The organism is Cytobacillus sp. FSL R7-0680, assembly GCF_038009245.1.
GTDB lineage: Bacteria > Bacillota > Bacilli > Bacillales > Cytobacillaceae > Cytobacillus > Cytobacillus kochii.
Window position 1 is genome coordinate 2,973,338 of record NZ_JBBPAO010000001.1, and the last position, 23,248, is coordinate 2,996,585.

Annotated in this window: 30 protein-coding genes; 9 read left to right on the plus strand and 21 right to left on the minus strand. The window is 36.9% G+C overall.

Annotated features, from left to right (window positions below; all coding sequences use genetic code 11):
• Nucleotides 1-26: 26 nt before the first annotated feature.
• The 9 genes from MKY26_RS14825 to MKY26_RS14865 form a co-directional block, all read right to left on the minus strand.
• A complete protein-coding gene (locus MKY26_RS14825; protein ID WP_341097987.1) occupies nt 27-656 on the minus strand; it encodes a hypothetical protein in 630 nt (209 codons plus the stop codon).
• 85 nt (nt 657-741) lie between these two features.
• Nucleotides 742-900 (minus strand): hypothetical protein, encoded by a 159-nt coding sequence (locus tag MKY26_RS14830; protein WP_341097988.1) that lies wholly within the window; start codon nt 898-900, stop codon nt 742-744.
• Nucleotides 901-1,112: 212 nt separating this feature from the next.
• A complete protein-coding gene (locus tag MKY26_RS14835) occupies nt 1,113-1,910 on the minus strand; it encodes a DUF4097 family beta strand repeat-containing protein (RefSeq protein WP_341097989.1) in 798 nt (265 codons plus the stop codon).
• Nucleotides 1,903-2,460 (minus strand): HAAS signaling domain-containing protein, encoded by a 558-nt coding sequence (locus MKY26_RS14840; protein WP_322909738.1) that lies wholly within the window; start codon nt 2,458-2,460, stop codon nt 1,903-1,905. Before MKY26_RS14840 ends, MKY26_RS14835 begins: the two co-directional genes overlap by 8 nt.
• Nucleotides 2,453-2,776, minus strand: a complete 324-nt coding sequence (locus MKY26_RS14845) for a PadR family transcriptional regulator (RefSeq protein ID WP_095371757.1) — start codon at nt 2,774-2,776, stop codon at nt 2,453-2,455. Before MKY26_RS14845 ends, MKY26_RS14840 begins: the two co-directional genes overlap by 8 nt.
• 153 nt (nt 2,777-2,929) lie before the next feature.
• The gene (locus tag MKY26_RS14850) at nt 2,930-3,682 is read right to left on the minus strand and encodes an amino acid ABC transporter permease (RefSeq protein WP_095371756.1); all 753 of its coding nucleotides are present in this window, start codon (nt 3,680-3,682) and stop codon (nt 2,930-2,932) included.
• Between the two features lie 18 nt (nt 3,683-3,700).
• A complete protein-coding gene (locus MKY26_RS14855) occupies nt 3,701-4,399 on the minus strand; it encodes an amino acid ABC transporter permease (protein ID WP_340976609.1) in 699 nt (232 codons plus the stop codon).
• Between the two features lie 51 nt (nt 4,400-4,450).
• On the minus strand, nt 4,451-5,296 hold the full coding sequence (locus tag MKY26_RS14860; protein WP_095371754.1) for a transporter substrate-binding domain-containing protein: 846 nt from the start codon (nt 5,294-5,296) through the stop codon (nt 4,451-4,453).
• A 17-nt stretch (nt 5,297-5,313) separates the two neighbouring features.
• Entirely contained in the window at nt 5,314-6,066 is a 753-nt protein-coding gene (locus tag MKY26_RS14865) for an amino acid ABC transporter ATP-binding protein (protein ID WP_095371753.1), read from the minus strand.
• A 214-nt stretch (nt 6,067-6,280) separates the two neighbouring features.
• Here MKY26_RS14865 and MKY26_RS14870 point away from each other — a divergent pair, with 214 nt between their 5' ends.
• Nucleotides 6,281-7,435: an acyl-CoA dehydrogenase family protein gene (locus MKY26_RS14870; protein WP_341097995.1), complete on the plus strand. Its 1,155-nt coding sequence runs from the start codon at nt 6,281-6,283 to the stop codon at nt 7,433-7,435.
• 217 nt (nt 7,436-7,652) lie between these two features.
• Here MKY26_RS14870 and MKY26_RS14875 read toward each other — a convergent pair whose 3' ends face one another.
• The 8 genes from MKY26_RS14875 to MKY26_RS14910 form a co-directional block, all read right to left on the minus strand.
• Complete coding sequence (locus MKY26_RS14875; protein WP_341097996.1) at nt 7,653-7,796, minus strand: hypothetical protein; 144 nt, start codon at nt 7,794-7,796, stop codon at nt 7,653-7,655.
• 291 nt (nt 7,797-8,087) lie between these two features.
• Nucleotides 8,088-9,305, minus strand: coding sequence for an MFS transporter (locus MKY26_RS14880; RefSeq protein WP_307315991.1), 1,218 nt, complete (start codon nt 9,303-9,305; stop codon nt 8,088-8,090).
• A 21-nt stretch (nt 9,306-9,326) separates the two neighbouring features.
• Nucleotides 9,327-9,629, minus strand: a complete 303-nt coding sequence (locus MKY26_RS14885; protein WP_322909742.1) for a hypothetical protein — start codon at nt 9,627-9,629, stop codon at nt 9,327-9,329.
• Nucleotides 9,630-9,645: 16 nt separating this feature from the next.
• The gene (locus MKY26_RS14890) at nt 9,646-10,677 is read right to left on the minus strand and encodes a DUF2804 domain-containing protein (protein WP_341097998.1); all 1,032 of its coding nucleotides are present in this window, start codon (nt 10,675-10,677) and stop codon (nt 9,646-9,648) included.
• Nucleotides 10,678-10,689: 12 nt separating this feature from the next.
• On the minus strand, nt 10,690-11,319 hold the full coding sequence (locus tag MKY26_RS14895; protein WP_341097999.1) for a histidine phosphatase family protein: 630 nt from the start codon (nt 11,317-11,319) through the stop codon (nt 10,690-10,692).
• A 23-nt stretch (nt 11,320-11,342) separates the two neighbouring features.
• Entirely contained in the window at nt 11,343-12,143 is an 801-nt protein-coding gene (locus MKY26_RS14900) for an MBL fold metallo-hydrolase (RefSeq protein WP_322909745.1), read from the minus strand.
• A gap of 624 nt (nt 12,144-12,767) precedes the next feature.
• Entirely contained in the window at nt 12,768-12,911 is a 144-nt protein-coding gene (locus MKY26_RS14905) for a hypothetical protein (protein ID WP_157733878.1), read from the minus strand.
• A 305-nt stretch (nt 12,912-13,216) separates the two neighbouring features.
• Nucleotides 13,217-13,636: a MarR family winged helix-turn-helix transcriptional regulator gene (locus MKY26_RS14910; RefSeq protein ID WP_157733877.1), complete on the minus strand. Its 420-nt coding sequence runs from the start codon at nt 13,634-13,636 to the stop codon at nt 13,217-13,219.
• Nucleotides 13,637-13,912: 276 nt separating this feature from the next.
• On the opposite strand from MKY26_RS14910, the gene MKY26_RS14915 reads away from it, so the two are divergent.
• Both MKY26_RS14915 and MKY26_RS14920 read left to right on the plus strand, forming a co-directional pair.
• Entirely contained in the window at nt 13,913-14,350 is a 438-nt protein-coding gene (locus MKY26_RS14915) for a DMT family transporter (protein ID WP_412728600.1), read from the plus strand.
• 11 nt (nt 14,351-14,361) lie between these two features.
• The gene (locus MKY26_RS14920) at nt 14,362-14,826 is read left to right on the plus strand and encodes a DMT family transporter (RefSeq protein ID WP_095371744.1); all 465 of its coding nucleotides are present in this window, start codon (nt 14,362-14,364) and stop codon (nt 14,824-14,826) included.
• 284 nt (nt 14,827-15,110) lie between these two features.
• Here MKY26_RS14920 and MKY26_RS14925 read toward each other — a convergent pair whose 3' ends face one another.
• Nucleotides 15,111-15,734 (minus strand): acyltransferase, encoded by a 624-nt coding sequence (locus tag MKY26_RS14925; protein WP_095371743.1) that lies wholly within the window; start codon nt 15,732-15,734, stop codon nt 15,111-15,113.
• 172 nt (nt 15,735-15,906) lie between these two features.
• Here MKY26_RS14925 and MKY26_RS14930 point away from each other — a divergent pair, with 172 nt between their 5' ends.
• The 4 genes from MKY26_RS14930 to MKY26_RS14945 all read left to right on the plus strand — a co-directional run bounded on the left by MKY26_RS14930 (nt 15,907) and on the right by MKY26_RS14945 (nt 18,411).
• The gene (locus tag MKY26_RS14930; RefSeq protein WP_157733876.1) at nt 15,907-16,365 is read left to right on the plus strand and encodes a MarR family winged helix-turn-helix transcriptional regulator; all 459 of its coding nucleotides are present in this window, start codon (nt 15,907-15,909) and stop codon (nt 16,363-16,365) included.
• Nucleotides 16,362-16,838, plus strand: a complete 477-nt coding sequence (locus MKY26_RS14935; protein ID WP_341098002.1) for a glutathione peroxidase — start codon at nt 16,362-16,364, stop codon at nt 16,836-16,838. Before MKY26_RS14930 ends, MKY26_RS14935 begins: the two co-directional genes overlap by 4 nt.
• 109 nt (nt 16,839-16,947) lie before the next feature.
• On the plus strand, nt 16,948-17,661 hold the full coding sequence (locus MKY26_RS14940; protein ID WP_095371740.1) for a tryptophan-rich sensory protein: 714 nt from the start codon (nt 16,948-16,950) through the stop codon (nt 17,659-17,661).
• A 21-nt stretch (nt 17,662-17,682) separates the two neighbouring features.
• Nucleotides 17,683-18,411, plus strand: a complete 729-nt coding sequence (locus MKY26_RS14945; protein ID WP_322909747.1) for an alpha/beta family hydrolase — start codon at nt 17,683-17,685, stop codon at nt 18,409-18,411.
• Nucleotides 18,412-18,446: 35 nt separating this feature from the next.
• Here MKY26_RS14945 and MKY26_RS14950 read toward each other — a convergent pair whose 3' ends face one another.
• The 3 genes from MKY26_RS14950 to MKY26_RS14960 all read right to left on the minus strand — a co-directional run bounded on the left by MKY26_RS14950 (nt 18,447) and on the right by MKY26_RS14960 (nt 20,554).
• Entirely contained in the window at nt 18,447-19,100 is a 654-nt protein-coding gene (locus tag MKY26_RS14950) for a spr1630 family ClpXP-sensitive toxin (protein ID WP_307316013.1), read from the minus strand.
• A 251-nt stretch (nt 19,101-19,351) separates the two neighbouring features.
• Nucleotides 19,352-19,768: a hypothetical protein gene (locus MKY26_RS14955; protein WP_307316017.1), complete on the minus strand. Its 417-nt coding sequence runs from the start codon at nt 19,766-19,768 to the stop codon at nt 19,352-19,354.
• A 27-nt stretch (nt 19,769-19,795) separates the two neighbouring features.
• A complete protein-coding gene (locus MKY26_RS14960; RefSeq protein ID WP_341098006.1) occupies nt 19,796-20,554 on the minus strand; it encodes an SGNH/GDSL hydrolase family protein in 759 nt (252 codons plus the stop codon).
• Nucleotides 20,555-20,686: 132 nt separating this feature from the next.
• Here MKY26_RS14960 and MKY26_RS14965 point away from each other — a divergent pair, with 132 nt between their 5' ends.
• Both MKY26_RS14965 and MKY26_RS14970 read left to right on the plus strand, forming a co-directional pair.
• Nucleotides 20,687-21,676, plus strand: a complete 990-nt coding sequence (locus MKY26_RS14965) for a LacI family DNA-binding transcriptional regulator (protein ID WP_095371735.1) — start codon at nt 20,687-20,689, stop codon at nt 21,674-21,676.
• A 173-nt stretch (nt 21,677-21,849) separates the two neighbouring features.
• Nucleotides 21,850-23,247 (plus strand): hypothetical protein, encoded by a 1,398-nt coding sequence (locus tag MKY26_RS14970; protein ID WP_307316023.1) that lies wholly within the window; start codon nt 21,850-21,852, stop codon nt 23,245-23,247.
• Nucleotide 23,248: the final 1 nt, after the last annotated feature.

Here is a 23,248-nt window from a genome sequence, read left to right on the forward strand (position 1 = left end):
AATCTCTTACCACTTTATGTGCGTTGTCATAAGTCGCCTTCTACAAAACGAGGAATACCCATATGCAATAAGATCGTATTACGCGCAGTTGGCTCTGGGTTTTCTTTTGCTTTTGCGCGTACCTCTCTTTTACGCGCAATTGACTCTAAGTTTTTCTTTGCTTTTGCGCGTATTCCCCTTTTATGCGCAGTTGGCTCTGGGTTTTCCTTTGCTTTTGCGCGTATTCCCCTTTTACACGCAGTTGACTCTGCGTTTTCCTTTCCTTTTGCGCGTATCTCCCTTTTACGCGCAGTTGGCTCTAAGTTTTCCTTTGCTTTTGCGCGTATCTCCCTTTTGCGCGCACTTGGCTCTAAGTTTTCCTTTGCTTTTGCGCGTATTCCCCTTTTATGCGCAGTTGGCTCTGGGTTTTCCTTTGCTTTTGCGCGTATTCCCCTTTTACACGCAGTTGACTCTGCGTTTTCCTTTGCTTTTGCGCGTATTTCCCTTTTACGCGCAGTTGGCTCTAAGTTTTCCTTTGCTTTTGCGCGCATTTCTCTTTTACGCGCAGTTGGCTCTAAGTTTCCCTTTGCTTTTGCGCGTATCTCCTTTTTACGCGCAGTTGGCTCTAAGTTTTCCTTTGTTTTTGCGCGTATTTCCCTTTTACGCGCAGTTGCCACTGGGTTTTCCTTTGCTTTTGCGCGTATTTCTCTTTTACGCGCAGTTGACTCTAAGTTTTTCTTTGCTTTTGCGCGTATTTCCCTTTTACGCGCAGTTGGCTCTAAGTTTTCTTTTGTTTTTGCGCGTATCTCCCTTGCGCGCAGTTGCCACTGGGTCTTTCTTTGCTTTTGCGCGTATCTCCCTTTTACGCGCAGTTGGCTCTAAGTTTTCCTTTGTTTTTGCGCGTATTTCCCTTTTGCGCACACCGCATTCGTTTTTCCCTCCTGTCTGAGTGCCGTGATTACTTATTTTTCTATACTAACCCTTGATTCCAAGCCTAGTACAACGTTCCTTCCTTTTAGCAACTCTTAATCACCCGGACAACCTCCCCTAACATACTAAATTACAATATTTACCACAAATAGGTTTCTGCCGAGAAAAAAGAGACAGCCTCAAGGGACTGCCTCCTACCTTCATTATTTTTCCGTTAATTCGATTCTCCCATTACTTGTCTTCAACTTCACTTCTACAGACCCGTCACCAATGATTCGATTTCCTTCATTCGATCCAAGGATATGCACCGAACCATTGCTTGTGTTAGCTGTGATAGTTGTATTGTTAACTGCTTCTTCTACCTCAACAATAATCGCACCATTGGAAGTGGCTAAGTCTAACGGGGAGTAAATAGTTGGGAGTGACATCTGGATAGCTCCATTACTCGTTTGAGCTTTTATTTCACCTTGTATATCATTTGCAATGATTGCACCATTACTCGTTTTTGCATGTATATAATCACTATCAAGTTGCTTTAATCGTAGCTTTCCATTCTTCGTATCTAATATGACTTGATTGGCATTCAACTCCGATACATCTATGACACCATTGCTGCTTTCGACACTTATTTCTTCATATGCTTCTCTTGGTAAATAAACTTCTATTTGTTTATTAAACTCTTCTAAATCAAAACTAAATAAGCGAAACGTTCTTTTATCCGTTTGATGCTCTACTTTCAAAGTATCTCCTGCAACGGATACTTTGAAATCCTCATGTTCTTTTCCTTTCATTTCACCACTTAATCTAACCTCTGCCTCGCCATCGGTTGGAGCGAGGATAACTTGGGCATTATCTGTTTTAACCTCTACATTGTTAAAGGCTTCTTCAATTGTTTTCGTCTCCGAAACATTTTCTGCTTGCAATTGCCCATAGGTAAACGCAAACCCTACTCCACCAACGCAAACGAGCAATCCACCAATTAATAATAACTTCTTAATCACCCTTCATACCTCCTTTAACAATCGAGACGTTATAAGAAAGATAACGAATAAAAATTTTCTTCATGAATTTAGTAACATACATCATAGCGACCAATAATAATAACCCCAACCCACAAAAAAGAATAGCAGCAAATAAGTTCACTAATTCAAATGATGAGGTTATAAAAATGTCGATGAGCACTAATAAGGGTGAAATAATACCTGCAAAACTTACAATCCAACCGGAAAAGATTATACTAACGATGGCAAGGAAGGGACCGAGGACAATGATTAGATTAAATAGACCTAATCCAATGACAGCCAATGTCGCCTGCAAAATATTTTGGATGCCACCATCACCTTTTGCTTGCTCGATATGGTAACTCGCCTTAACCTCCTTAGCAATGCCTCTCGGTGAACCGAGATCTTTAGCAATTTCCTCCTCTGTTTTCCCCTCTTCTAAACCAAATTCAAAATGGGCTTCATAATCTTGAAGTAATTCCATTCTTTCTTGTTTATCAATATCTTTTAATTCCGCTTCTAAGGTGATGAGAAATTCCTGTTTATTCATCTTTAACACCTTCTTTTATTAAATGATTAACCCCGTTTGTAAATTCGTACCACTCTGCTAACAACGCCTGTAAATAGATGCGTCCTTTATCTGTTAACTGATAATATTTTCTTGGGGGGCCTTCTTTAGATTCCTGTAAATAAGTTGTAAAATACTCTTCCTTCGTTAACCTGCGCAATAATGGATAAACCGTACCTTCAGATATTTGAATTTGGTCAGATATCTTCTGTACTAGCTCATATCCATAATGATCCTGCTTATCAAGCAAAACTAAGACGCATAACTCGAGCACACCCTTCTTAAACTGGACGTTCATTTTCTTCCTCCTTCCACTACTATATATTATATAGTACTAAACAATATGTGTTATTAATTTCTGTAATCATACTATAGCAGGTAGTATTATACATTGCAAGGTACTGAATGAAATTTTCCAAAAAAAAGAAGCCCATAGACTTCATTTTTAGCTTTAGACTCTTAAAGGAACATCTTTACTAATCGTTGTGTTCATTTTCTTTTGCTTTATCTCTTTATTCCTCATTTTTGCTTCTATATAGGTAAAAAGCACTTCCAATAACCAACAAATCAACCAATAGATCAGAGCAGCGACTAAGTACATTTCCAAAAAGTGATAACCATCATTAGCAATGATTTTTGCCAGCGCCATCACTTCTACAACTTTTACCGCAAATGCTAGTGAGGTCGCCTTTATTAAACCAATAAATGTATTTCCCAAGTTTGGTAAGGCCACTAAGAAAGCTTGCGGTAGGACAATTCTTTTTAATGCTTGAAAAGTAGTCATTCCCACAGAATGGGCCGCTTCCATTTGCCCGATTTGTACAGCATTTAAGGATGCCCGCATAATTTCTGCTTGATAAGCTGATACATTAATTGTGAATGCAATAAAAGCATAAAGCAGTGGTGAAATATGATCAGCATTATAGGCTGTACCGAAAGATTGATTCATTTTTTCTAATAGAACAGGCACACCGTAGAAGAATACATATAATTGTACCAATAATGGCGTACCCCTAATAAATGATATATAAATAATGAAAAGGCGATTAAGGATAGGGACGCGATAAATTCGGCAAAGAGCAATTAGCAGACCGAATATCAATCCAAACACCATTGCAACAACAGCAATTGCTAAGGTGATTGGCACCCCTTTTAAAACCTCGGGAATCTGCTCAATAGCAAATTCAAAATTGATGATAGGCATTAAGTGTTCATTCCTTCATTATGATTTGGATAAACTGACCTTTCCTTTCTTTAAAACCTTTTCTAATGTACTAATGACCATTTCTATTAAAATACAAGTGCCCCAGTATATAAGAGAAATGACGACATAAATCTCAAACATACCTATACCATGGTTATTACCTAATATAATCCTTACTTGACCCATAATATCGATAATACCAATCGTGAATGCTAAGGAAGTATCTTTTAATAGTTCGATAATGTTATTACCTAAATTCGGTAAAGATAAAACGAAGGCTTGAGGCAACACCACTCTCCATAATGCTTGTGTATAGGTCATCCCTACACTATATGCTGCTTCAAATTGATCCTCACCAACTGCCAAATAGGCAGAACGCACAACTTCTGAAAGATAAGCAGCATTATGCAGGGAGAGACTAATTAAAACAAAAATCATCCGATCCATACTATTAATATCAATATGAAAAGCTAATAACAGCTGTGGTAACCCAAAATAAACAAGAAATAATTGCACTAATAAAGGTGTCGATCGACAGAATGAGAGATAAAATGTTGCGATTTGATAAATTACTTTGAATCTCTTAATACGGATAATCGCTATAGCTACGCCTAAGACTAATGAACAAACTAAGGAAATGAGTAACATAAATAAGGTGATTGGTAGCTTATCTAATACTTGTATAAACAAACTAAACCAATCATTCACCACCGACATCCAACCTTCTCCCCTTTCTAATAACAAAGAATAATCCGTAATTCGACGTGATTACGGATTAAATTTATAGTTTTCCTCATTGATATAATCTAGGTTCTCAAAGAAATTGACTTCAAACCATTTTTCAGCCAAATCTGGTAAGGTACCATCCTCAATCAGCTCTTTCGTCACATCATCGAACTCTTTAGCTAATTCTGTGTGTTCTTTATTAAAAACGGTATAAACAGGCTCTTTTGACACAATCCCGGCCACTTTCAAATTTAAATCCAACTCTTTTTGGACAGCATTGAAAGTTGTTACATTAATAAACATGGCATCATCCTTACCATCATTAACCCGCTCTAGGTTATCTGCATTAGAAGGAAATTCAATACTCTCAATATCAATTTGCTCATCAGGATTGTTTTTGTTATAACTATTTAATATTGTTCTTAAACCACCACTAGGAGACATCGGTGCTAATTTTTTACCTACCATATCTTCTAATGTTTTGATATCATCACGATTTGGTTGTGTTACGAGAGAAGTGAGTGAATAACCAAATTCCTGTTCAGGATAAAGGAACTTTTCTTCTCTTTCAGGGTTTTTAAAAAACCAATTAATCGCAAAATCATATTTGCCTGTATCCACGCCAACTAAATTTGCTTCCTCTTCTCCCCAAACATATTCAAAATGGTAGTCTTCTAATTTCTTTTCTACTTCTTTCAAATAATCCATATCGTAACCAATTGGCTCATTATTATCATCCGCATATAGGAATGGTGGATTCACCTCGTCACTTATGGCGACAGTAATAACTTTCTTACCATCTTCAGTTGTCCCATTACTTGAAGACGAGCACCCAGCAATGAATAAAACGCTTATTATAAGTAAAAATGTAATTTTTAACCCTTTCATATTAGTCCTCCATTCTCTTAGATAGTAAAGTCTGGTTCCTTCATTATTCTTTTTAAGAACTTTCTTGTTCTCTCTTGTTTCGGGTGAATAAGAATGTCGTCAGGTGGCCCTTGTTCAATAATCTGACCATCATCCATAAATACCACTCTATTCGAAACCTCACGAGCAAAATCTATCTCATGGGTGACAATCATCATCGTAACCCCGCCACTAGCAATTTCTCGAATAATTTCTAGCACTTCTCCTACCATTTCCGGGTCAAGTGCTGAAGTTGGTTCGTCAAACAATATAACGTCCGGATTTAGTGCTAACGCCCGGGCAATCCCCACTCTTTGTTTTTGACCTCCAGATAGTTGTTGCGGATACGCATTGATTTTATCTGCTAAACCTACCTTAGTTAGAATGTCTATCCCGATTTCTCTCGCCATTTTTTTCGATTTCTTTTGTGCAACGATTAAACCTTCTGTGACGTTTTCTAGAACCGTTTTATTCTCAAAAAGATTATAGTGTTGAAAAACCATCGCCGTCCTTCTTCTTAATTGGAGAATGTCTTTCTTTACTGGTTTTTTTGTTTGTATCGTTAAATCATGGATTGATATTGTTCCTTCGTCTGGTTTTTCCAAATAGTTCACACATCTAAGGAGCGTTGTTTTTCCTGAACCGCTCGGACCAATAATTGTAACAACATCCCCTTTTGATACTTCTAAATCAATACCTTTTAATACATGGTTATTTTTAAACTTTTTATGAATATGCTTCAGTAAGATCATTTAAACCTCACTTTCCTGCATTACTGCATTGGTGTTAGAATTTTATAAAAAAAGATTAACAAAACAATTTCTATATGTAAAGTCGGAATTTTATTATTTTTTAAATATTTCAACAAACCAGTATCCTCTCCTTGACGAACATGAACCACTTGTTTAACATTTAAACCAACAAAGGAAGTAGGGATTAGATAGTTCATTAGAGGAGGAAGAGACATTGGTTTCACAATTATTCTTGAAGACGGAAGAGCAGAGAAAATGGTTACATGCATTACAAACAAAAAAAGCGACGTTTCTTAGTCGTTCACAAGAGATAGATGAAGAGGCGAAATTCCCTCATGAGAATATTCGTGAATTAGTGGAATTAGGTTATACAAAAGTGACATTACCTAAAAGATATGGCGGTGAGGGGCTTGGTGTGTATGACATGGTTCTTTTCCAAGAAACCCTTTCTTCCTACGATAGTGCCACTGCCTTAAGTATCGGATGGCATGTTGGTGGATTAGGTGAAATCTATGAAAAGCAATTATGGACAGAGAAACAACTTGCCTCTTTTGCAAATGATGTACAAAAAGGCGCACTTGTGAATCGGTCTGTGAGCGAAGCACAAACGGGTAGCCCGACAAGAGGTGGCAGACCCGGAACTACCGCTGTGCGCAAAAATGGATCGTGGGTTATTAATGGTCGTAAAAATTTTACAACAATGTCGCCTGCTTTAACCTATTTTCTCACTTCTGCCTGGATAGAGGAGAAACAAACGATTGGCTTTTTCTTAATTCATAAAGATACGCCAGGATTATCTATTGACGAAACATGGGACGTCGTGGCTATGAGAGGAACAGGAAGTCATGATCTCGTATTAGATCAAGTAGTCATTCCTGAAGAGGCACTCGTTGAAACAATTGCTGACAGGGGAAAATCTTTAAACGGATGGGTACTACATATCCCCGCCTGCTATCTCGGAATTGCTCAAGCAGCTAGAGATTATGCCGTACAATTTGCCTTAGAGCATAAACCAAATAGTATAAAAGGGTCTATTAGTGAATTACCGAATGTACAAACACTTCTCGGTGAAATCGATGCCGCTTTGCTTGCTGCAAGACATCTACTCTATCACGTGGCCGAAGTATACGATGATATAAATAGAAGAAAATATATTGAAAACGAACTAGCTGTTGCTAAATACCAAGTAACACATGCAGCACTTAACGTTGTCGATAAAGCGATGCGTGTCGCAGGAGCAAAAAGCTTACAACGTAATAATCCACTTCAAAGATATTACCGAGACGTCCGTGCTGGTCTTCATAATCCGCCAATGGACAATATCACCATTCAAAAACTTGCTGAATCAGCGATTGCTCAGTATAAATAAGGGCAAGCTAAAATCAGACACGCGGGAATTCCAAAATGAGATTTCTCCGTGTCTTTTTTTGTGGCGTTAGGGGAGAGCTTTGTAAGGAGTTGAGTATTTTAAAACTGTGGGGATTAGTAGGGAAATTGAGGACTTCGACTCAGCGCATCTTTGTCACTTGTAATGTTTTGTCATCACGAATTTGGCAATCTATCTTACCGCTTGCTTTTACTAATGACTATTTTAGGTCCGTCCCCACATCTTTTTGCTTTTTATTTGGGATGTGTTCGGATTTCGTTTTTGGCAACACACCTACTTGCTTTTCATCCCAGTTATGTTCGTATTCCCATTTTGGCAACACACCTACTTGCTTTTCATACAAGTTGTGTTCGTATTCCTAATTTGACAACTCATCTCACTGCTTTTCGTCCGAGTTATGTTCGTATTCCCATTTTGACAACTCACCTCACTGCTTTCCATTCTAGTTGTGTCCGTATCTCCAATTTGACAACTCATCTCACTGCTCTCCATCCTAGTTGTGTTCGTATCTCCCATTTGACAACTCATCTACCTGCTTTTCATCCTAGTTGTGTTCGTATTGAACCTTTTACATTTCCCAAGGCTTCTTTTTATCTTTTTTTTACCTAATTACCTTCACTATCCCTATTTTCCTTCAATCCAGTGGTCTCATTTCACTTAGCCTCACACCATTGTGTCTATATTTGAATAGAAACAGAGATAATAAGCTTAATATTGTGGTCCCGATTAAGAAGGGCAAATAAGTGTTCCATTCAGTTATCACACCTGCTAAGAAAGTAGCGAGCATTCCGGTAAGACTTGTCAGAACATATACTGCGCTTCTGACGCGAGCGATTAAATGATCGGGTGTAATTCCTTGTTGGACAGAGATTTGGACAACAAATCCCATTGAAAGCGCACCATCGAATAGAACCATCCCCAAACACATCAAATAAAAATGACTAGTGGTCAAAAGTATAATCCCAACCCCTGAGATAGCCATGAGGAGACCTAGGAAAGGTAGCCAATTCATTTGATTAAACCGCAGCATGAGAAAAACACCTAGCAGATTACCAATACCGGCGCATGACAGTAACAGTCCAATTTGTGTTTCTGAAAAAGCTAGTGTTAAATCTGCATGAATGATGACACTGAGAATGATAAAAGTGGTACTAAAGGAGAGCACAATCGCCGTTAGAGTGATTAACTTTTGTGAAGCATTAATAAAAAGGTGGCCCATTCCTGCTTTCGATTCTTCGATAAAAGCCCTTACACTTTTTACTAAAGTTTGTTGTTTTTTCACCGTTGGTTGATGATTGTATTTTGTGAAAATTAGCAGAAGCATGGCTGCGAGATAGAGCGTGCCACAAATGATGAGCGTAGTCGAGCCACCATATGTTGCAAAGAGATAGCCACCTAAGGCTGGGCCAATGAATGTAACAATGGCATCCGCTGCCTCAAGTAAATTATTCGCACTTAAAAGCCTTTCCCTCGAAACAATGCGGGGAATCATTGCTTGTTGGGCAATTTGAATAACAAGACCAACAAAACCGAGTAAAAATATTATGATAGTAATCAACCATAGATCCCCTATATCTCTAGCGAAAATATAAGAAAGAAAAAATAACAAACAGCCGTATACGAAATTGGCAACCCAAGCTACAGTCACCACATTGATTCTTTCAATAAACGTTCCTACTGGAATGGCAAAGAGAATCGATGCCGCCTTTTGCACCATTAATACAGCCGTCGTTACAATAGGAGACCCAGACATACCGAGAACAATGAGGGGAAGGATAAGTTCATAAAAACGATCACTTAATAGACGCGATAAGTAATGACTCCACACTTTGATAAATTCTCCGTTTATCATCGACCCTACCTCATTCCCCTTCTATATCGTTTTCGTATATTTTACCCATGCCAATACATTCAATAGAATTGTCACGATTAAAAGCACACTTGAAGCAAGGACAACCGAACTTGTTATATCCATCAAGGCACTAAAATCTTCTATTTCTATAAGAAATTTTTGCACCATTAATTGAAATAAAATAGCCGTACTACAACAGATGAAACTTAAAAATGAATACGTCATCCACCGTTTGGCATTTTCTTGTTCTCGACCAAGATTAAGCAACGGTAAGATCCAAGCAACTATGCCTAAAACCAGACTCCCTATATTTAACCAACCCATAATAACCACCTTTTGCTCACCATTTATTCTCCACCCTCTCAGCAAAACCAAGAAAGTCTTTCAGTACAATGGTTGTTCCATCATCTAATACCGCTTTACCAGTGAAATGACCAAATACTTGATGCTGATCACTAGAAATAACTATGACCGAGGTGTAATCTTTACGATCTAAAATGGGGATGAAGTCCATTTCGAACCTTCCATCGCTTGAAGTGAATCGCCAAGGTGAGAGATAGTCAAAGATTCCATTATTCTGTGGGATATGGAAAGTAACCTCTTCCAGTTTATGGGCCACTCCATCATAGAAGAGCATATTTTCACTGGCAAGTGAAGTATCGCCAAAACCATAGCCGATATTAAAGCCGAATGTTTTCCCCTCGACAACGCCAGATGCTGGTCCCCAATACCACGTATTTTTATATGTCCATACCCCCCTGCCCCAGTCTAATGTAGCAAAGCTATTCTTTTCCTGAAATTGATATTCTGTTTGCCCATAGTGGACACTGCCCTTTGCACGCATCCCATTGATCTTTTGATTATAGTAAAACGCTTGTCGATCTTCCTTAAATGGAATAGCCATTACAATAGAATCTTTAGCCACATTAACTAAATCAATGTCACAGGCAAAGTCAGTTTTACCATCGAAATTTTTCATATGACAACATAATTTCCTACCATTCTTTATATGCGAAAAAGACATCTTAATTCGCTTATCTTCGTAAACAATATCGCCTTCCTTTGAAGTCGACGGTAAGTTCAACTTCCCAAATGTAAGAGGCTTCATAATGCTTGTCGTTCGATAGGAAGCACGCTTAAAATCAAGAAAAGACACACTCAATAAAGCCATGTAGGAATTGTCGGCAATGGTCAGAGCCACACCAAAATCATCATTACAAACTAAATAATAATCCCATTCCTTTATTCTCCACGCTTGAGCCTTGATGGCCTTTCGATCATATGTAAGCAGGAGTTGTTTTGCATACCCTGATTGAACAAGTTCCCCTTTATCATTTAATAGATGGCCCGCTTCCGTCATTTCTCTCTGCACAACATAACCTCCCTAAGTGAATTCATATTGGTCAGGTTGAAGATGAGACATATCTGCTTCCAATAGGATGTTTTTCTGACCATTTACAATTTCAATTACTGAAAGACAAGTATCATGAATGTACGGGGCATCCCAAAGTTTTTCCATAGGTATTTGTTTCAAGTAGGCAAGAAGCGTTTTGATTACGACCGTATGTGTAACAAGCAAAACATTTCCATTCTTATGGTTTGTCATCACTCTTTTTAGCACTTTTACTGCTCGATCCTGTACTTGCTGAAAACTTTCTCGTTCTGTTGGATGATAGAGATGAGGCGCACACCAAAAGGCATGGAATTCATCTGCGTATTTTTTTTCTACATCTGATTGTTGCTGCCCTTCCCAACTTCCCATATAAATCTCTTGTAAATCCTCATCAGTAAAAACCTTAATTGGGCGATTGCCTTTAATCAGGCTCGCCGTCATCATCGTTCTTCCACTTGGACTGGCATAAATCGCATCAAACGGGACTTTGCTTAAATGTTCTCCTAATAATTTGGCGTTCTCACTCCCAATTGTTGTTAGGTCAGAATCTAATCTTCCCTGTAGCCTTCTTTCTCTATTCCATTCTGTCTGACCATGTCTTGTCATGTATATTTTCACCATTCACCCTTCTTTCTGTACAAAAACTAAAATCGAAAGCTTATCTGTTGAAAGGAATGTATACCTGTCCCAAATTGATCCAATTGATGACTCTTTAAATACTGAACTGCATCATAAGCTTCCTGCAAAACAGTCGGTGCTAATCCTAATGTATGATGTGATCCGAACACTTTTGCTACATTGGGAATCATCGCTATTTTTTCAATTGATCGCACGAGATCAGATGGACTCGTAGAAGGATAAAAAGCGAATATAGGCTCGGTATCATACAATAAATCGCCTGTAAATAGGTAGTTATGTGTTTCATCATAAATAGTAATATGCCCCGGTGAGTGTCCTGGCGTATGATAGATTTTAAGTTTTCGATTCCCTAATTGCAGCACATCACCATCCGCTAGTAAAGCGGTCGGCTCTCCTGTAAAAGGCTGATATGTTTCAGGATTAAATGTTTTCGGTTTGGGGATTGTAATATCTCTTTGTATATCAGTGCGGATTTGTTGGAGCGTAAGACCACTAATACCATTAACTAACCAGTCTTTATCTAGCTCATGAACGTAAATCGTATCGTACAATCCATGTCCACCAATATGATCGACATGAACATGCGTTGTTATGACCTCAATAGGTAAGGAAGTTAATTGATCGGTTATACGTTTAATGTTATCTATTCCAAGACCTGTATCAATGAGTACCGCTTTTTCTTCACCAATGAGCAAAAACGAATGTACTTTTTCCCAGTGGCCATATTCACTAATCGCATACGTTTTACTATCAATTAATTGCACAGTAAACCAAGAATCTTTAATTAACACAAGCTTCACCTGCATTTCGAAAATTGAATTAGAAGAGCATTGGGAGTAGTCGATTGATTATAATGTTCTTTATTAAGTATAGCAATTGCCAATGTATGTGAATAGGTAGCATTTTCAAAAAGAGATAAGTGTTAGCCATAATTGTTGTATGGCGTATGCCATTCAATTATTGAGGCATAGGTCCTCTTACCGTTTTTTTCTTTTTAGAATAAATTAGATTACTCATAATAAATACTTCCCCATAAGAGCCAGATTTTTACTTTTTAATCTGTCTTCCTAAAGGGGAGCATATTAACTTAACGTGAAGGAGGGGGGTTTACAGTCAGCTTCTTATGCTATCAATTTTTCTATATCAATTGGGAAATCTCTTAGGAGTTACACAATATTTGTTACTTAGATGGATATCCTGATACTAGAGATGTTATCAGAAAAATTTATTCTGTTCTGTATATATCCAGTGTTTTCTAGAATTATCCACTTTATAAGAAATGCACAAGCGGTATTTTTTGCGAGAGGGATAAACTATATAATGTTTATTTTTTTATACTTCTAATGACAGTGAACAACTTTTGTCTTTGTCTTTTTCTTTTTTTCCGTAATTTATGATAATCAAGTGCTAATAACCTGGAGTCAGTATGTTTATTTGTCGTCTACTTTCTGTTTATCGATAGCAAAAATTCTTCCACTTCGTTTGTCAGGTTCTTTTATAGCCCACTTTCGATTTTTCCAAGCTTTTTTACCTACCTTTATTCCTGATTCCTCACTTTCTTTCCGTTCTTCCAAACCAATTTACCAGCTCCGCTAACGAGCTTTGCTCTGTGACCATCTGGGTCAACTAATTTAGCAGATTGTTATTTGCCTATATGTATCCATTTGGCGTAAGAATATCATCTTCATCACCAGCGCATCTGGATCAAGGGAGAAAAAACACCATGAGTTGGATGATAATCTTGCTATTAAATAATAGTGATCCGTTTTCGTCATCAAACTGATATCCAGCATATCGGTAAAGTAAGGAAATCTCATTAGATTGCTAAAAAAAGGGACCAAAAAAGCTCACATAACGGCTTTTCTTGGTCCCTCGATATTTATCCTTTTACCATTCTTATAATATGGTCAAGGTCTGGTTTCGTCAGCGATGCATCTAAAGTTTGGTTTAATACATTAGAAATCGATTCAAACAACTGACTTCCTTCTTTGGTAAGAGTAATATAACTAGCTCTTTTATCGTCTTCACAAATTGATCTCCATACAAGTTGTTTGTTTTGGTAATTCTCCATGCGTGTAACTAATCGAGACAAAGCGCTATGACTAAGTCCGATTTTGGGTTGTAAATCCGTTAACCTTAATTTAAATTTATCTGCTTGTGATAAATGATACAAGAGATAAAATTCATTAAGGTTTAAATGGTATTGCTGTTGTATAACGTTATCTATCGCGTTATATAAACGGTTATAAAATTTTGAGTAGTTTACCCAAAAGTCGACTAATCGTTCAGGCGTTTCCAATGCAATCCCCTACCTCGAAAAACTATATTACGCATCTAATAAGCATATTATATCGTTAAACACACTACAATCAAAGTTCTATGCTCATTAAGCCAATTAAGTTGACAGGAAACAAAGATTGAATTATTATTTGCATGCGCAAACAAATAAAATGCGAGGTGATTCATCATGCTCTTCAATCATCAAAGTTCCTATCAAGATAATTAATTAACTTTCGAGTTCTATATTCCATGGGAAACTCATTCATTTTGGACATAAAAATTAAAATTTAGGGGGATGTTTTTCGTGCGTTACTTAGCATATATTTTAGCCGTATTGGCAGGAACAGCACTTAGCTTCGAAAGCGCAATATACGGTCAACTTGGAGAAGCAATAGGAAAGCTAGAGACCAGTTTTTATAACTTCTTTATGGGCACTCTTATCATGGGAATAATATGGTTATTTTTTGGTAAGGGGAAACTTTCCTATACGATGGAAGCACCAAAATGGTCACTTTCTGGAGGAATTTTAGGAGTCATATATTTAACAGCTATCGTTATAAGTGTTCCTTTTGTTGGTGTTGGGATAACGATGGTTACAGTAATTATTGGTCAACTGATTATGAGTATGATCATTGAACACTTTGGTTGGCTTGGTATTAAACAAACTAAAATCAATAAAGAAAAAGTATTTGCAGTAATTTCTATGATTATTGCCCTTATATTAATTAACTAGGAGGTCTCCTTATGGATAGTTTAATGATTCTATTTACCTTATTAGGTGGTATCGCATTAAGTGCACAGTCATCCGTCCACGCAACCTTCAGCCGGAAAGCTGGAACTATCGAAACAACTTTTTTAACCATGTTAACTGGTTTAGTCTTTCTGACAATTATTATTATATTTTTCGGTCAAGGCAATGTACTTGGAATCCTTTCAGCACCTGTATGGCAGTTAAGCGCTGCACTTTTAGGTACGGCGTTCTTACTTCTCTCTGTCATAGCTGTTCCAAAAATCGGGGTTATAGCAGCCAATGTTGCCATTATCAGCGGACAACTGGCAAGTAGTATGATTATTGATCACTTTGGTTGGTTTGATAGTTTAATCATACCTTTAGACTGGAAACGACTTGTTGCACTAATATTTATGATTATTGCTGTTTATTTCATCTACAAAGGAAATAAACGCTCTAACGCTGAAACCATTTCTTGAAGTTACCATAAACATAGAAACGCTACAAACCCAAAAAGAGTTTGTGGCGTTTTTATAATGGATATTCCATTAATTAAATTCCCCAATATTTATACATATATTATAAGGATAATTGTTAGCTCTAACCAAAATCAGGAAGATAAATCATCGCTTCTTCCCCTAAACGCTTTAGTCAAGCCAAATAAATGGAATGATAAGTCAATTAAATTTTAAAGCCTTATTACATTTAAGATATCATCATGTTCTTTTTAAACTAGTGAAATCTAGCATTTTATCTCATCCTACTATAACCGCTCTCGACTCCAAGTTGTTCCTGTTTTGATTATCTTAGCTGGAGAGCCCGCAATGGTTGTATGTGCTTCGGAGAAAGGTTTAGTAACAACTGATCTTGCTCCGATGATCGTATCGTCCGGAATCACCGCGCCTTTGGAAATCAAGCAACTAGCAGCAACCCAAACATGATTACCAATGACCACATCCTTTGCACCGTTCAATCTTTCATTTGTTTCAAGGTCAAGAACGGAATGAGCATCTGTTGTTCTCACGGCTATATCATAAGAAAACATACAGTCCGCTCCAATGGTAATATTCTTTCCTTCTTGTGATAGTAGATAGACATTCTTAAAGGTCGTTCGGTCACCAACTTTAATCGATTGTTTTTTGCCTTTTAATAAAATATGACCAATCAAGTCGGTATCTTCCCCTATCATAATTTCATTATTTGAACCTCGTATGTGAATTAATATATTGGATAGTTTTGTCCCTTTTCCAATATGGATTTTATTATTTGAACCAGTGATTTTTAATTCAGCATTTTTAAAAATAAACGATTCTTCATCGTATATTAGTTGATTGTTTTTTCCAAATACTTTCGTCGTTAGTCCTTTAATTTCTTCTTGAAGTATCATGAAAATGGACCTCCTTACAATTATTGCTCGTATTATAACATCACTGAGGTATTGTAAAGGAGGAATTTACAGAAACTGAAAGCAACTGTTACATATGATTTAATTGTTATCTTATTTTTGCATTTACATCGTACCCGATATATAATGTATCGTGTACGATGTAAATGAGGAGGTGGTCAAAGTAAAAGCACAGACATTAGAAAATCAATTATGTTTCGCTATTTATAAAGCAACAAATCAATATACTAAGTTATACCGGAAAGCACTGGAACCGTTTGACCTCACTTACCCTCAATATATTGTCTTACTGGCTCTGTGGGAAAATGATCATATGATTATTAAACAATTAAGTGAAAAGTTATCGTTAGGGATTGGTACTTTAAACCCCATTATTTCTAAACTAGTAGAAAAAGATTATGTAATGAAAACACCCTCACCTATGGACAAAAGATCTGTAGTCATTTCATTGACCACAAAAGGTAGAAACTCCGAAAGTACGATATCAGAAATGATTTCAACTAAAGCTACAAAATGGGATTCATTCGCTATATTTGATGATCAATTCAAATTAAAATTACAAGAATTGAATACACTGTTATCTCAATTAAATGAAGGGGAGGAGAAAAAATGAATTTATATGATATAAACGTAAAACTCGAAAACGGTACCAATTATCAATTGGAGCAATATGAAGGCAAGGTATTACTAATTGTCAATACCGCAACAAAATGTGGCTTGGCCCCACAATTTGCAGAACTTGAGAACCTATATCAAAAATATAAAGATGCGGGACTGGTTATATTAGGATTTCCTTCGGATCAATTTAAACAAGAGCTCGACTCTGCTGAGGAAGCGAGTGAAGCTTGTCGGATGACCTATGGTGTTTCATTCCCTATGCATGAAATCATTAAAGTGAATGGAAAAGAAGCACACCCTTTATTCAATTATTTAACGACAGAAGCAAAAGGTTTTCTAAGCAAAAGCATTAAATGGAACTTTACTAAGTTTCTCATTAATCAAAATGGAAATGTGGTAGAGCGCTTCGGTCCTACAGATAAACCAAGTGATTTTGAGGGAAAAATAAAACAACTACTATCAAATTAAGAAATATGTCACTTCGCCTTCCCCATGGTAGATAACTATGATTATTACCGTTCACTTTAGGGTATTACAATTAATACCATCATTTTATTTATCAAGGGGAGGCTCATTCATGAATCAGTCAAAGAAACTAGGTATCGTCTACCTTATTACTTTCGCTATAATGATTTTCTTAAATTATTGGTCAGCTACAAATGTTGGCAATGTTGCTGATGCTAACCAACCTTTAATACAACCTGCTGGTTTTGCATTTTCCATTTGGGGGTTCATTTATTTACTTTTATTTATTTGGATTATCAGAGCTTTTTTTGTGAGAGGTGATGCTGTTTATGTAAAAACTAGCTACCTACCAGCTCTTAACTTTTTATTAAATGGCTGTTGGATTCTAGCTTTTACTGCTCAAGCACTACTAACATCAGTAATCATCATTTTTGCTTTACTTGTCACCTTAATTCTAATCTACGGTAGAATAAACGATACAACTCATACTTTCTTTGAAAAACTGCCATTTTCCATTTATATTGGTTGGGTTTCTGTAGCAAGTATTTTAAATGTATTTGTTTGGTTTGTAGGGATGGAACAGACTGTTTTTCTCGGATTGAATGAAGTGACTTGGACCTTTATTATGTTAGCAGTTGCTACAATATTAGCGATTGTTTTCTCTATTCGATTTAAAGACTTTATTTATACACTTGTTTTCATCTGGGCATACATTGGTATATATGCTAAAACACCTAATGATGCTGTGAAAAGCTTTGTGATGATCCTCATCCTTTTATTAATCGTTATTTTTATCTATACGCTCTACAAATTTTTCAAAAAGTAAATACAACTTAAGAGGCAAATTATGAAGAAGATAATCAAATCAAAAGTATTCCTTATCCTATCAGCTCTAGTAGTTACAGCAATCGGTGGATTTTTCATCTGGACTCAGCTCACTTATCATTCAGTGGGTGAGCCAACGATCCCCGTAGACAACCAAATAAGCGTTGAAGATGATTGGCTTTTATTCGGTGACCCTAATAGTCAAATAGGTATTATTCTTTATCCGGGTGCAAAAGTAGAACCCGATGCTTATGCTTATATCGGTCAAGAATTAGCTAAAGAAAATCTATTCATCGCTATACCACATGTAACACTAAACATCGCCATACTTGATGTTTCTAAAGCTAACGAAATCATTAGTACGTATAAAGATGTAAATTGGTTTGTTGGAGGCCATTCAATGGGCGGTGCAGCAGCAGCCATGTACGCCGATAAAAACATAGATCAAGTACATGGTTTAATACTACTGGGTGCCTATGCCTCTGATAATGATACACTGACAAATTCGAAACTACCTGTCTTATCCATAAGTGGCTCAAATGATGGCCTAAGTACGCCCGCTAAAGTTGAAGAGAAGAAGGTTTTTCTTCCAGATGAAGCAGACTTCGTAGAAATCGAAGGAGGAAACCATGCCTATTTTGGTGTATACGGAGAACAATCTGGTGACAACCCAGCCGACATTTCTATTAAGAAACAACAAGAAACGATCATCGATACCATTACTCATTGGATAAAAGAACAAAAACAATAATTAAGAAGGGCTATCTACTATAGATAGCCCTCCTGTTATTCTCCTCTAATTCCTTCTACTTCAATCTCTGTAATATGATAAGATGAATGAAATGCCAGAGGTAACCAGTCTTCAACTAAATGAATTTTCTTCATGCCTGGAGTTGGCATAAGCAGTTGAATTTTTGATAATAGTTTTGTTTCATCCATTTCATAGGAGACAATATAAAATTGATCAAACGTTTGTTTAAGAGAATCGAATTCACCGAAGCTTAATTGTTCAAAATTCTGAGAAGTGACGTCTTCTAACATTAACTGTTCTCCTACTTCATTCATTTGTTCTAATTGCTGCCAATCAATATGACGATTAATCTTGGAGAGTTCAACTAAATAGTGCTCCTCTTTTCGACTCGGTGATGATTGTGGTGAAGGTCCTCCACTTTTAATGATAAATAAAGAGTTTGTTGCCTTATTTTCGAATTTAAGATAACCCCATGCATAACCGGCTTTAGAAAATTCAAATTGAATCCCAAGCTTGCGACATTCTTGTGCTACGGCATCTTCAATATGATTGCCTTTTACCCATGCATAACCTGTACTAATAAGCATTTCACGTTTCTTCTGTTCACGCTCATGAATGTAATGCCTATATCCTTTTAATATACCATCAACAATCGCCTGACTTAATTCAGGTGAAAATTTATAATTCATCAAGTGATTATTTCCTCCTAAGTTTTCTTTTTCACATATTCAACCTTTTTTGGAAAGGAAGATCATTGCTTGTTTTGGAAAAAAACCATTTTTATTACCATGCCCTTTTGTCTATTAATTCTTTTTCGTTCTCCCATACCATACGCAATAGGAGCTTCTTTATTCTTTTCTATATTCTATTATTTATGGTCTTCTAGTAAAGAGAAATGATAAAAGCATTCGCCTAATGAAGAAACGAATGCTATCTTTCTTTAGCCATTTTGAATAGAAACCGAAGTTTTTTCTCTCTTTATTTTCCAGTTGAGTGATAAAACTTTTTCTATCTCGTTTAATTGCTCCTCACTTACCTTTATATTAGTTACTCCGTTTTCTACGAGCGTGTAATCTTGGTCTTTCTCTAATCCGAACTTCATACTTAACATGCGTTGCAAGCCAGGGAAGGTAAGGAATTTGATGCGGTAACCATTGTTAATCATTGAAACAAAGTTTGCCTCATCTTTTTGAGCCAGATGAGCTAATTGTTCAAATTCGAACTGCTCGTTGTACTTTCTCCACTCTGTCGCTTCGTTTGACAAAGATTTTCTTATAATTTCTTCGTCCGTTACACCTTTATTACGTAACAGCTCAATCATATATGCTTCCATTAAAGTTAATTGTTGTTTCAACATTCATCAGCTCCGAGGTTTTCTTTCATTTTACCACGGGATTGGCTTATTAAAGTACTCATTCATTACTTGAAACCAAATATAGTAACCAATATTATTCGGATGCACCCCATCTGCCAATGTGTCTTTTAACTCAAATGAACCGTCCGCCATTCTTTTTGCCATCGGTCGATAAATATCTATATATGGCCACTCGTTTTCTTTAATATACTGTTCTGTTGCTTTTAAATAGTCTTGATAAGAATGATTGCGCTTATTATTAATTTTTCCGTTATAAAGAACAGTTGTCGGATTGGGAGAAAGAAATAGAATTTTCGTATCAGGAGAGGCCTTTTTAATTTTATCAACGGTTTTATTAATCGCTTGCTCCGTTTCTTTTATGCTTTGATGATATTGATAACTATTAACGACACCTGTTTCAATCATTACCAAATCAGGCTCTGATTTTACCAACTTTTCAACCGTTCCATCCTTAAGTAGCATATTTAAGGTGTAACCGCTTTTAGCAAAGTTATGAAATGACAGCTTTTTTTTATGTGGCAAATGGCGTTCTCGCACTTCCTTTTCTAATAAACGAAACCAAGAAAACATCGGATGAGATGCCCCTTTCCCACGAGCAACACTACTGCCAATAACGGCTACCTTTGCACCGTTCTTACTGTAGCTTTCAGAGACAATATAATCATAAATTGTTGTCTGGTCGCTAAATGAATGGATTGTTTTAGCCGACACAGCAGAGCCAGAAAACAATAAAATACTCGTAAACACTAAAATCATCGTTTTTTTCATTTTATTCGCTTCCTTTCATACTCTCTGCTTACCCTTTTCACCGGTACTTAATCTAGGTCATTTTGACTTCTCTCTCCCATGGGAATCTGATAAAATAAGGAAGCACAGTTTTTCTTGAAAGGAGGAAACTAGATGGTCTCTTCTAAGGATGTTGCCAAACATGCTGGCGTTTCTCAAACGACCGTATCACGTGTACTTAATACTCCAAACCTAGTCAAAAAACCAACAGTAGATAAAGTGATGGCTGCGATTGAAGAACTTCATTACATTCCGAATGCCCATGCCCGTTCTCTTGTACAAAATAAAACAAACACGATTGCGTTACTTTCTGGACCCCTTCATAATCCTTTTTTTGTCGATACAACAGCTGCAATTGTTAATTACGCTAATAGCAAAGGTTATCGTGTGCATGTTCAATTTGTGAATGATGAGAAATTAAATGAGGCATATACTTCAGTAGTTGAAAATAAGGTAGATGGAGTCGTGATGTCCTGTATCTTACTTGATGATCCTATTTTCGAGAAGTTTGAGAAAATGGATATACCATTTATTACATATAATCGAAAACATATTAATAATAAACATTTTGTTGAAATCGATAATTTTCAGGCTGGCATACTTTCAGCTCATCATATGCTAGAGTTAGGTCATAAACAAATTGCTTGGATTGGAGGTCCCTCTACCGTTAGTACATTTAAAAATAGATACGATGGCTTCGTTGAAGGGATGAACACTCAATACCTTGCATCGCAATATGTGATTCAAACGAATACATCAAAACAAGCGGTAAAAGAAGCATTTGAAAAACTGATGCAATTACCGACTCCACCGACAGCTATTTGTGCTGCCACAGATGCAATCGCTCTACAAACAATTGATGAAGCAACAAAGGCCGGTTATCGTGTCCCAGGCGATATTAGCGTAGTCGGTATCGATAATGTTGACTTAAGTAAACACGGTAGTATCGAGTTAACAACCGTCGGAAGTATCTCTGAGCAAAATTTAGGTTTTCTAGCCATCAATGAACTGATTGAAATGATTGAAAATAAAAAAAACAGTTGCGTAAAAATCACTGAATCTGTTAAAGTATTTAATAGGAAAACAACAAAGGCATATCAATAGTTTTTATTTATGCAAAAATGAATACGTAACCATTTTGGAAGCATAATCCCTTACCCTCTTCCATATGAGCTTGAACGACTCATGTGGAATCGCTTTACACAAAAATGGTTACGTATTCATAATTTAATATTCTAACTTGTAAGGGTTTACAATTAAGGAGGAGAAAAACCGTCATGAAATGGAAAAACAGAAAATACGGCGAAGAATCACCGTATATCCCAGCAGGACCTTTTAAGGTTCGCTTACCTTTTATCCATTACCGTTTTGAATGGCCCGATTATGTGCAAGGACTATTAATGTGTGCTGTTGATTTATCAGCCATCCCACTTTTAATGGAATTACTCGGTATGCCTTTTGAAGTAGCACTCGCTATTGTTGTTTTAAATGGACTTTTTTACTTATTACATCATTTACTAGGTGATCCGGCTGTACCTGGTTGGATTACACCAGCCATTCCTTTAATCATGCTGTACTGTCAGCAATTCCCTGAAGGACCTGAACGTGTTCACTCACTGATCGCCTTCCAATTAACACTCGGTATTCTATCATTATTACTCGGTGCTACTGGGTTGGCATCAAAGGTTGTTCGCTTTATTCCGCCCGCATTAAAAGCTGGTGTTATCCTAGGAGCTGGTTTAGCAGCTGTCATCTCTGTTTTCCAAGTTGGTGGCCGTTTTGAATTGTTCCCTTGGACCATCTCAATTGCTATTGGAATTGGGTTTTATCTTTTATTTTCAAAACATTTTATTCAATTCCAAAACCGCAATGCCTTTTGGAAAACCATTGCTAAACTAGGTATTTTCCCTGTGATACTTGTAGCCGTATTTATTGCCCCATTATTTGGGGAAGCAAAGTGGCCAACAATTGAATGGGGATTCTCATCTCCAGATTTTATTACATTGTGGAATGAGTACACGGTATTCGGATTAGGCTTACCCCCATTCATGATGTTTATTACAGCCATCCCTACTGTTCTCGCTGCTTATATTGTTCTTTTCGGTGATGTATTACAAGTAAAAGCATTAGTGGAAGATGGTCAATCTATCCGCCCTGATGAAAAGGTTGATTACAACCCTAACCGATCTCACTGGATTTTCGGTATTCGTAATGGTGCCATGAGTATTATTGGACCTGATGTCACGATGGCAGGACCCGTATGGAGTGCGATGCAGGTGGTAATGGTTGAGCGTTTCAAAAAAGGAAGAAAAGCTATGGACTCGATTTTCGGTGGTATGGGTTCATTCCGCTGGGGAACGAATACCGGCTTATGGTTACTTCCAATCGTAAGTTTCGTTGAGCCTATACTAGGTGTTGCGATGGCATTAACTCTTCTCATTCAAGGATATGTAAGTGTGAAAGTTGGTATTTTAGAAGCACGAAGTCAAAAAGATCTTGGTGTAGCTGGGATTGTCGCAGCTGTTCTATGTATTAAAGGCGCTGCTTGGGCGTTTGCGGTAGGTATTATTCTTTGTCTATTATTATACGGAAAAGATTTCTTTAAAGGAGAAATAGACAAAACGTTTAATAAAGATAGTGAAGATCTCAAAAATCAAGAAAAGCAGGTGAGTTAAT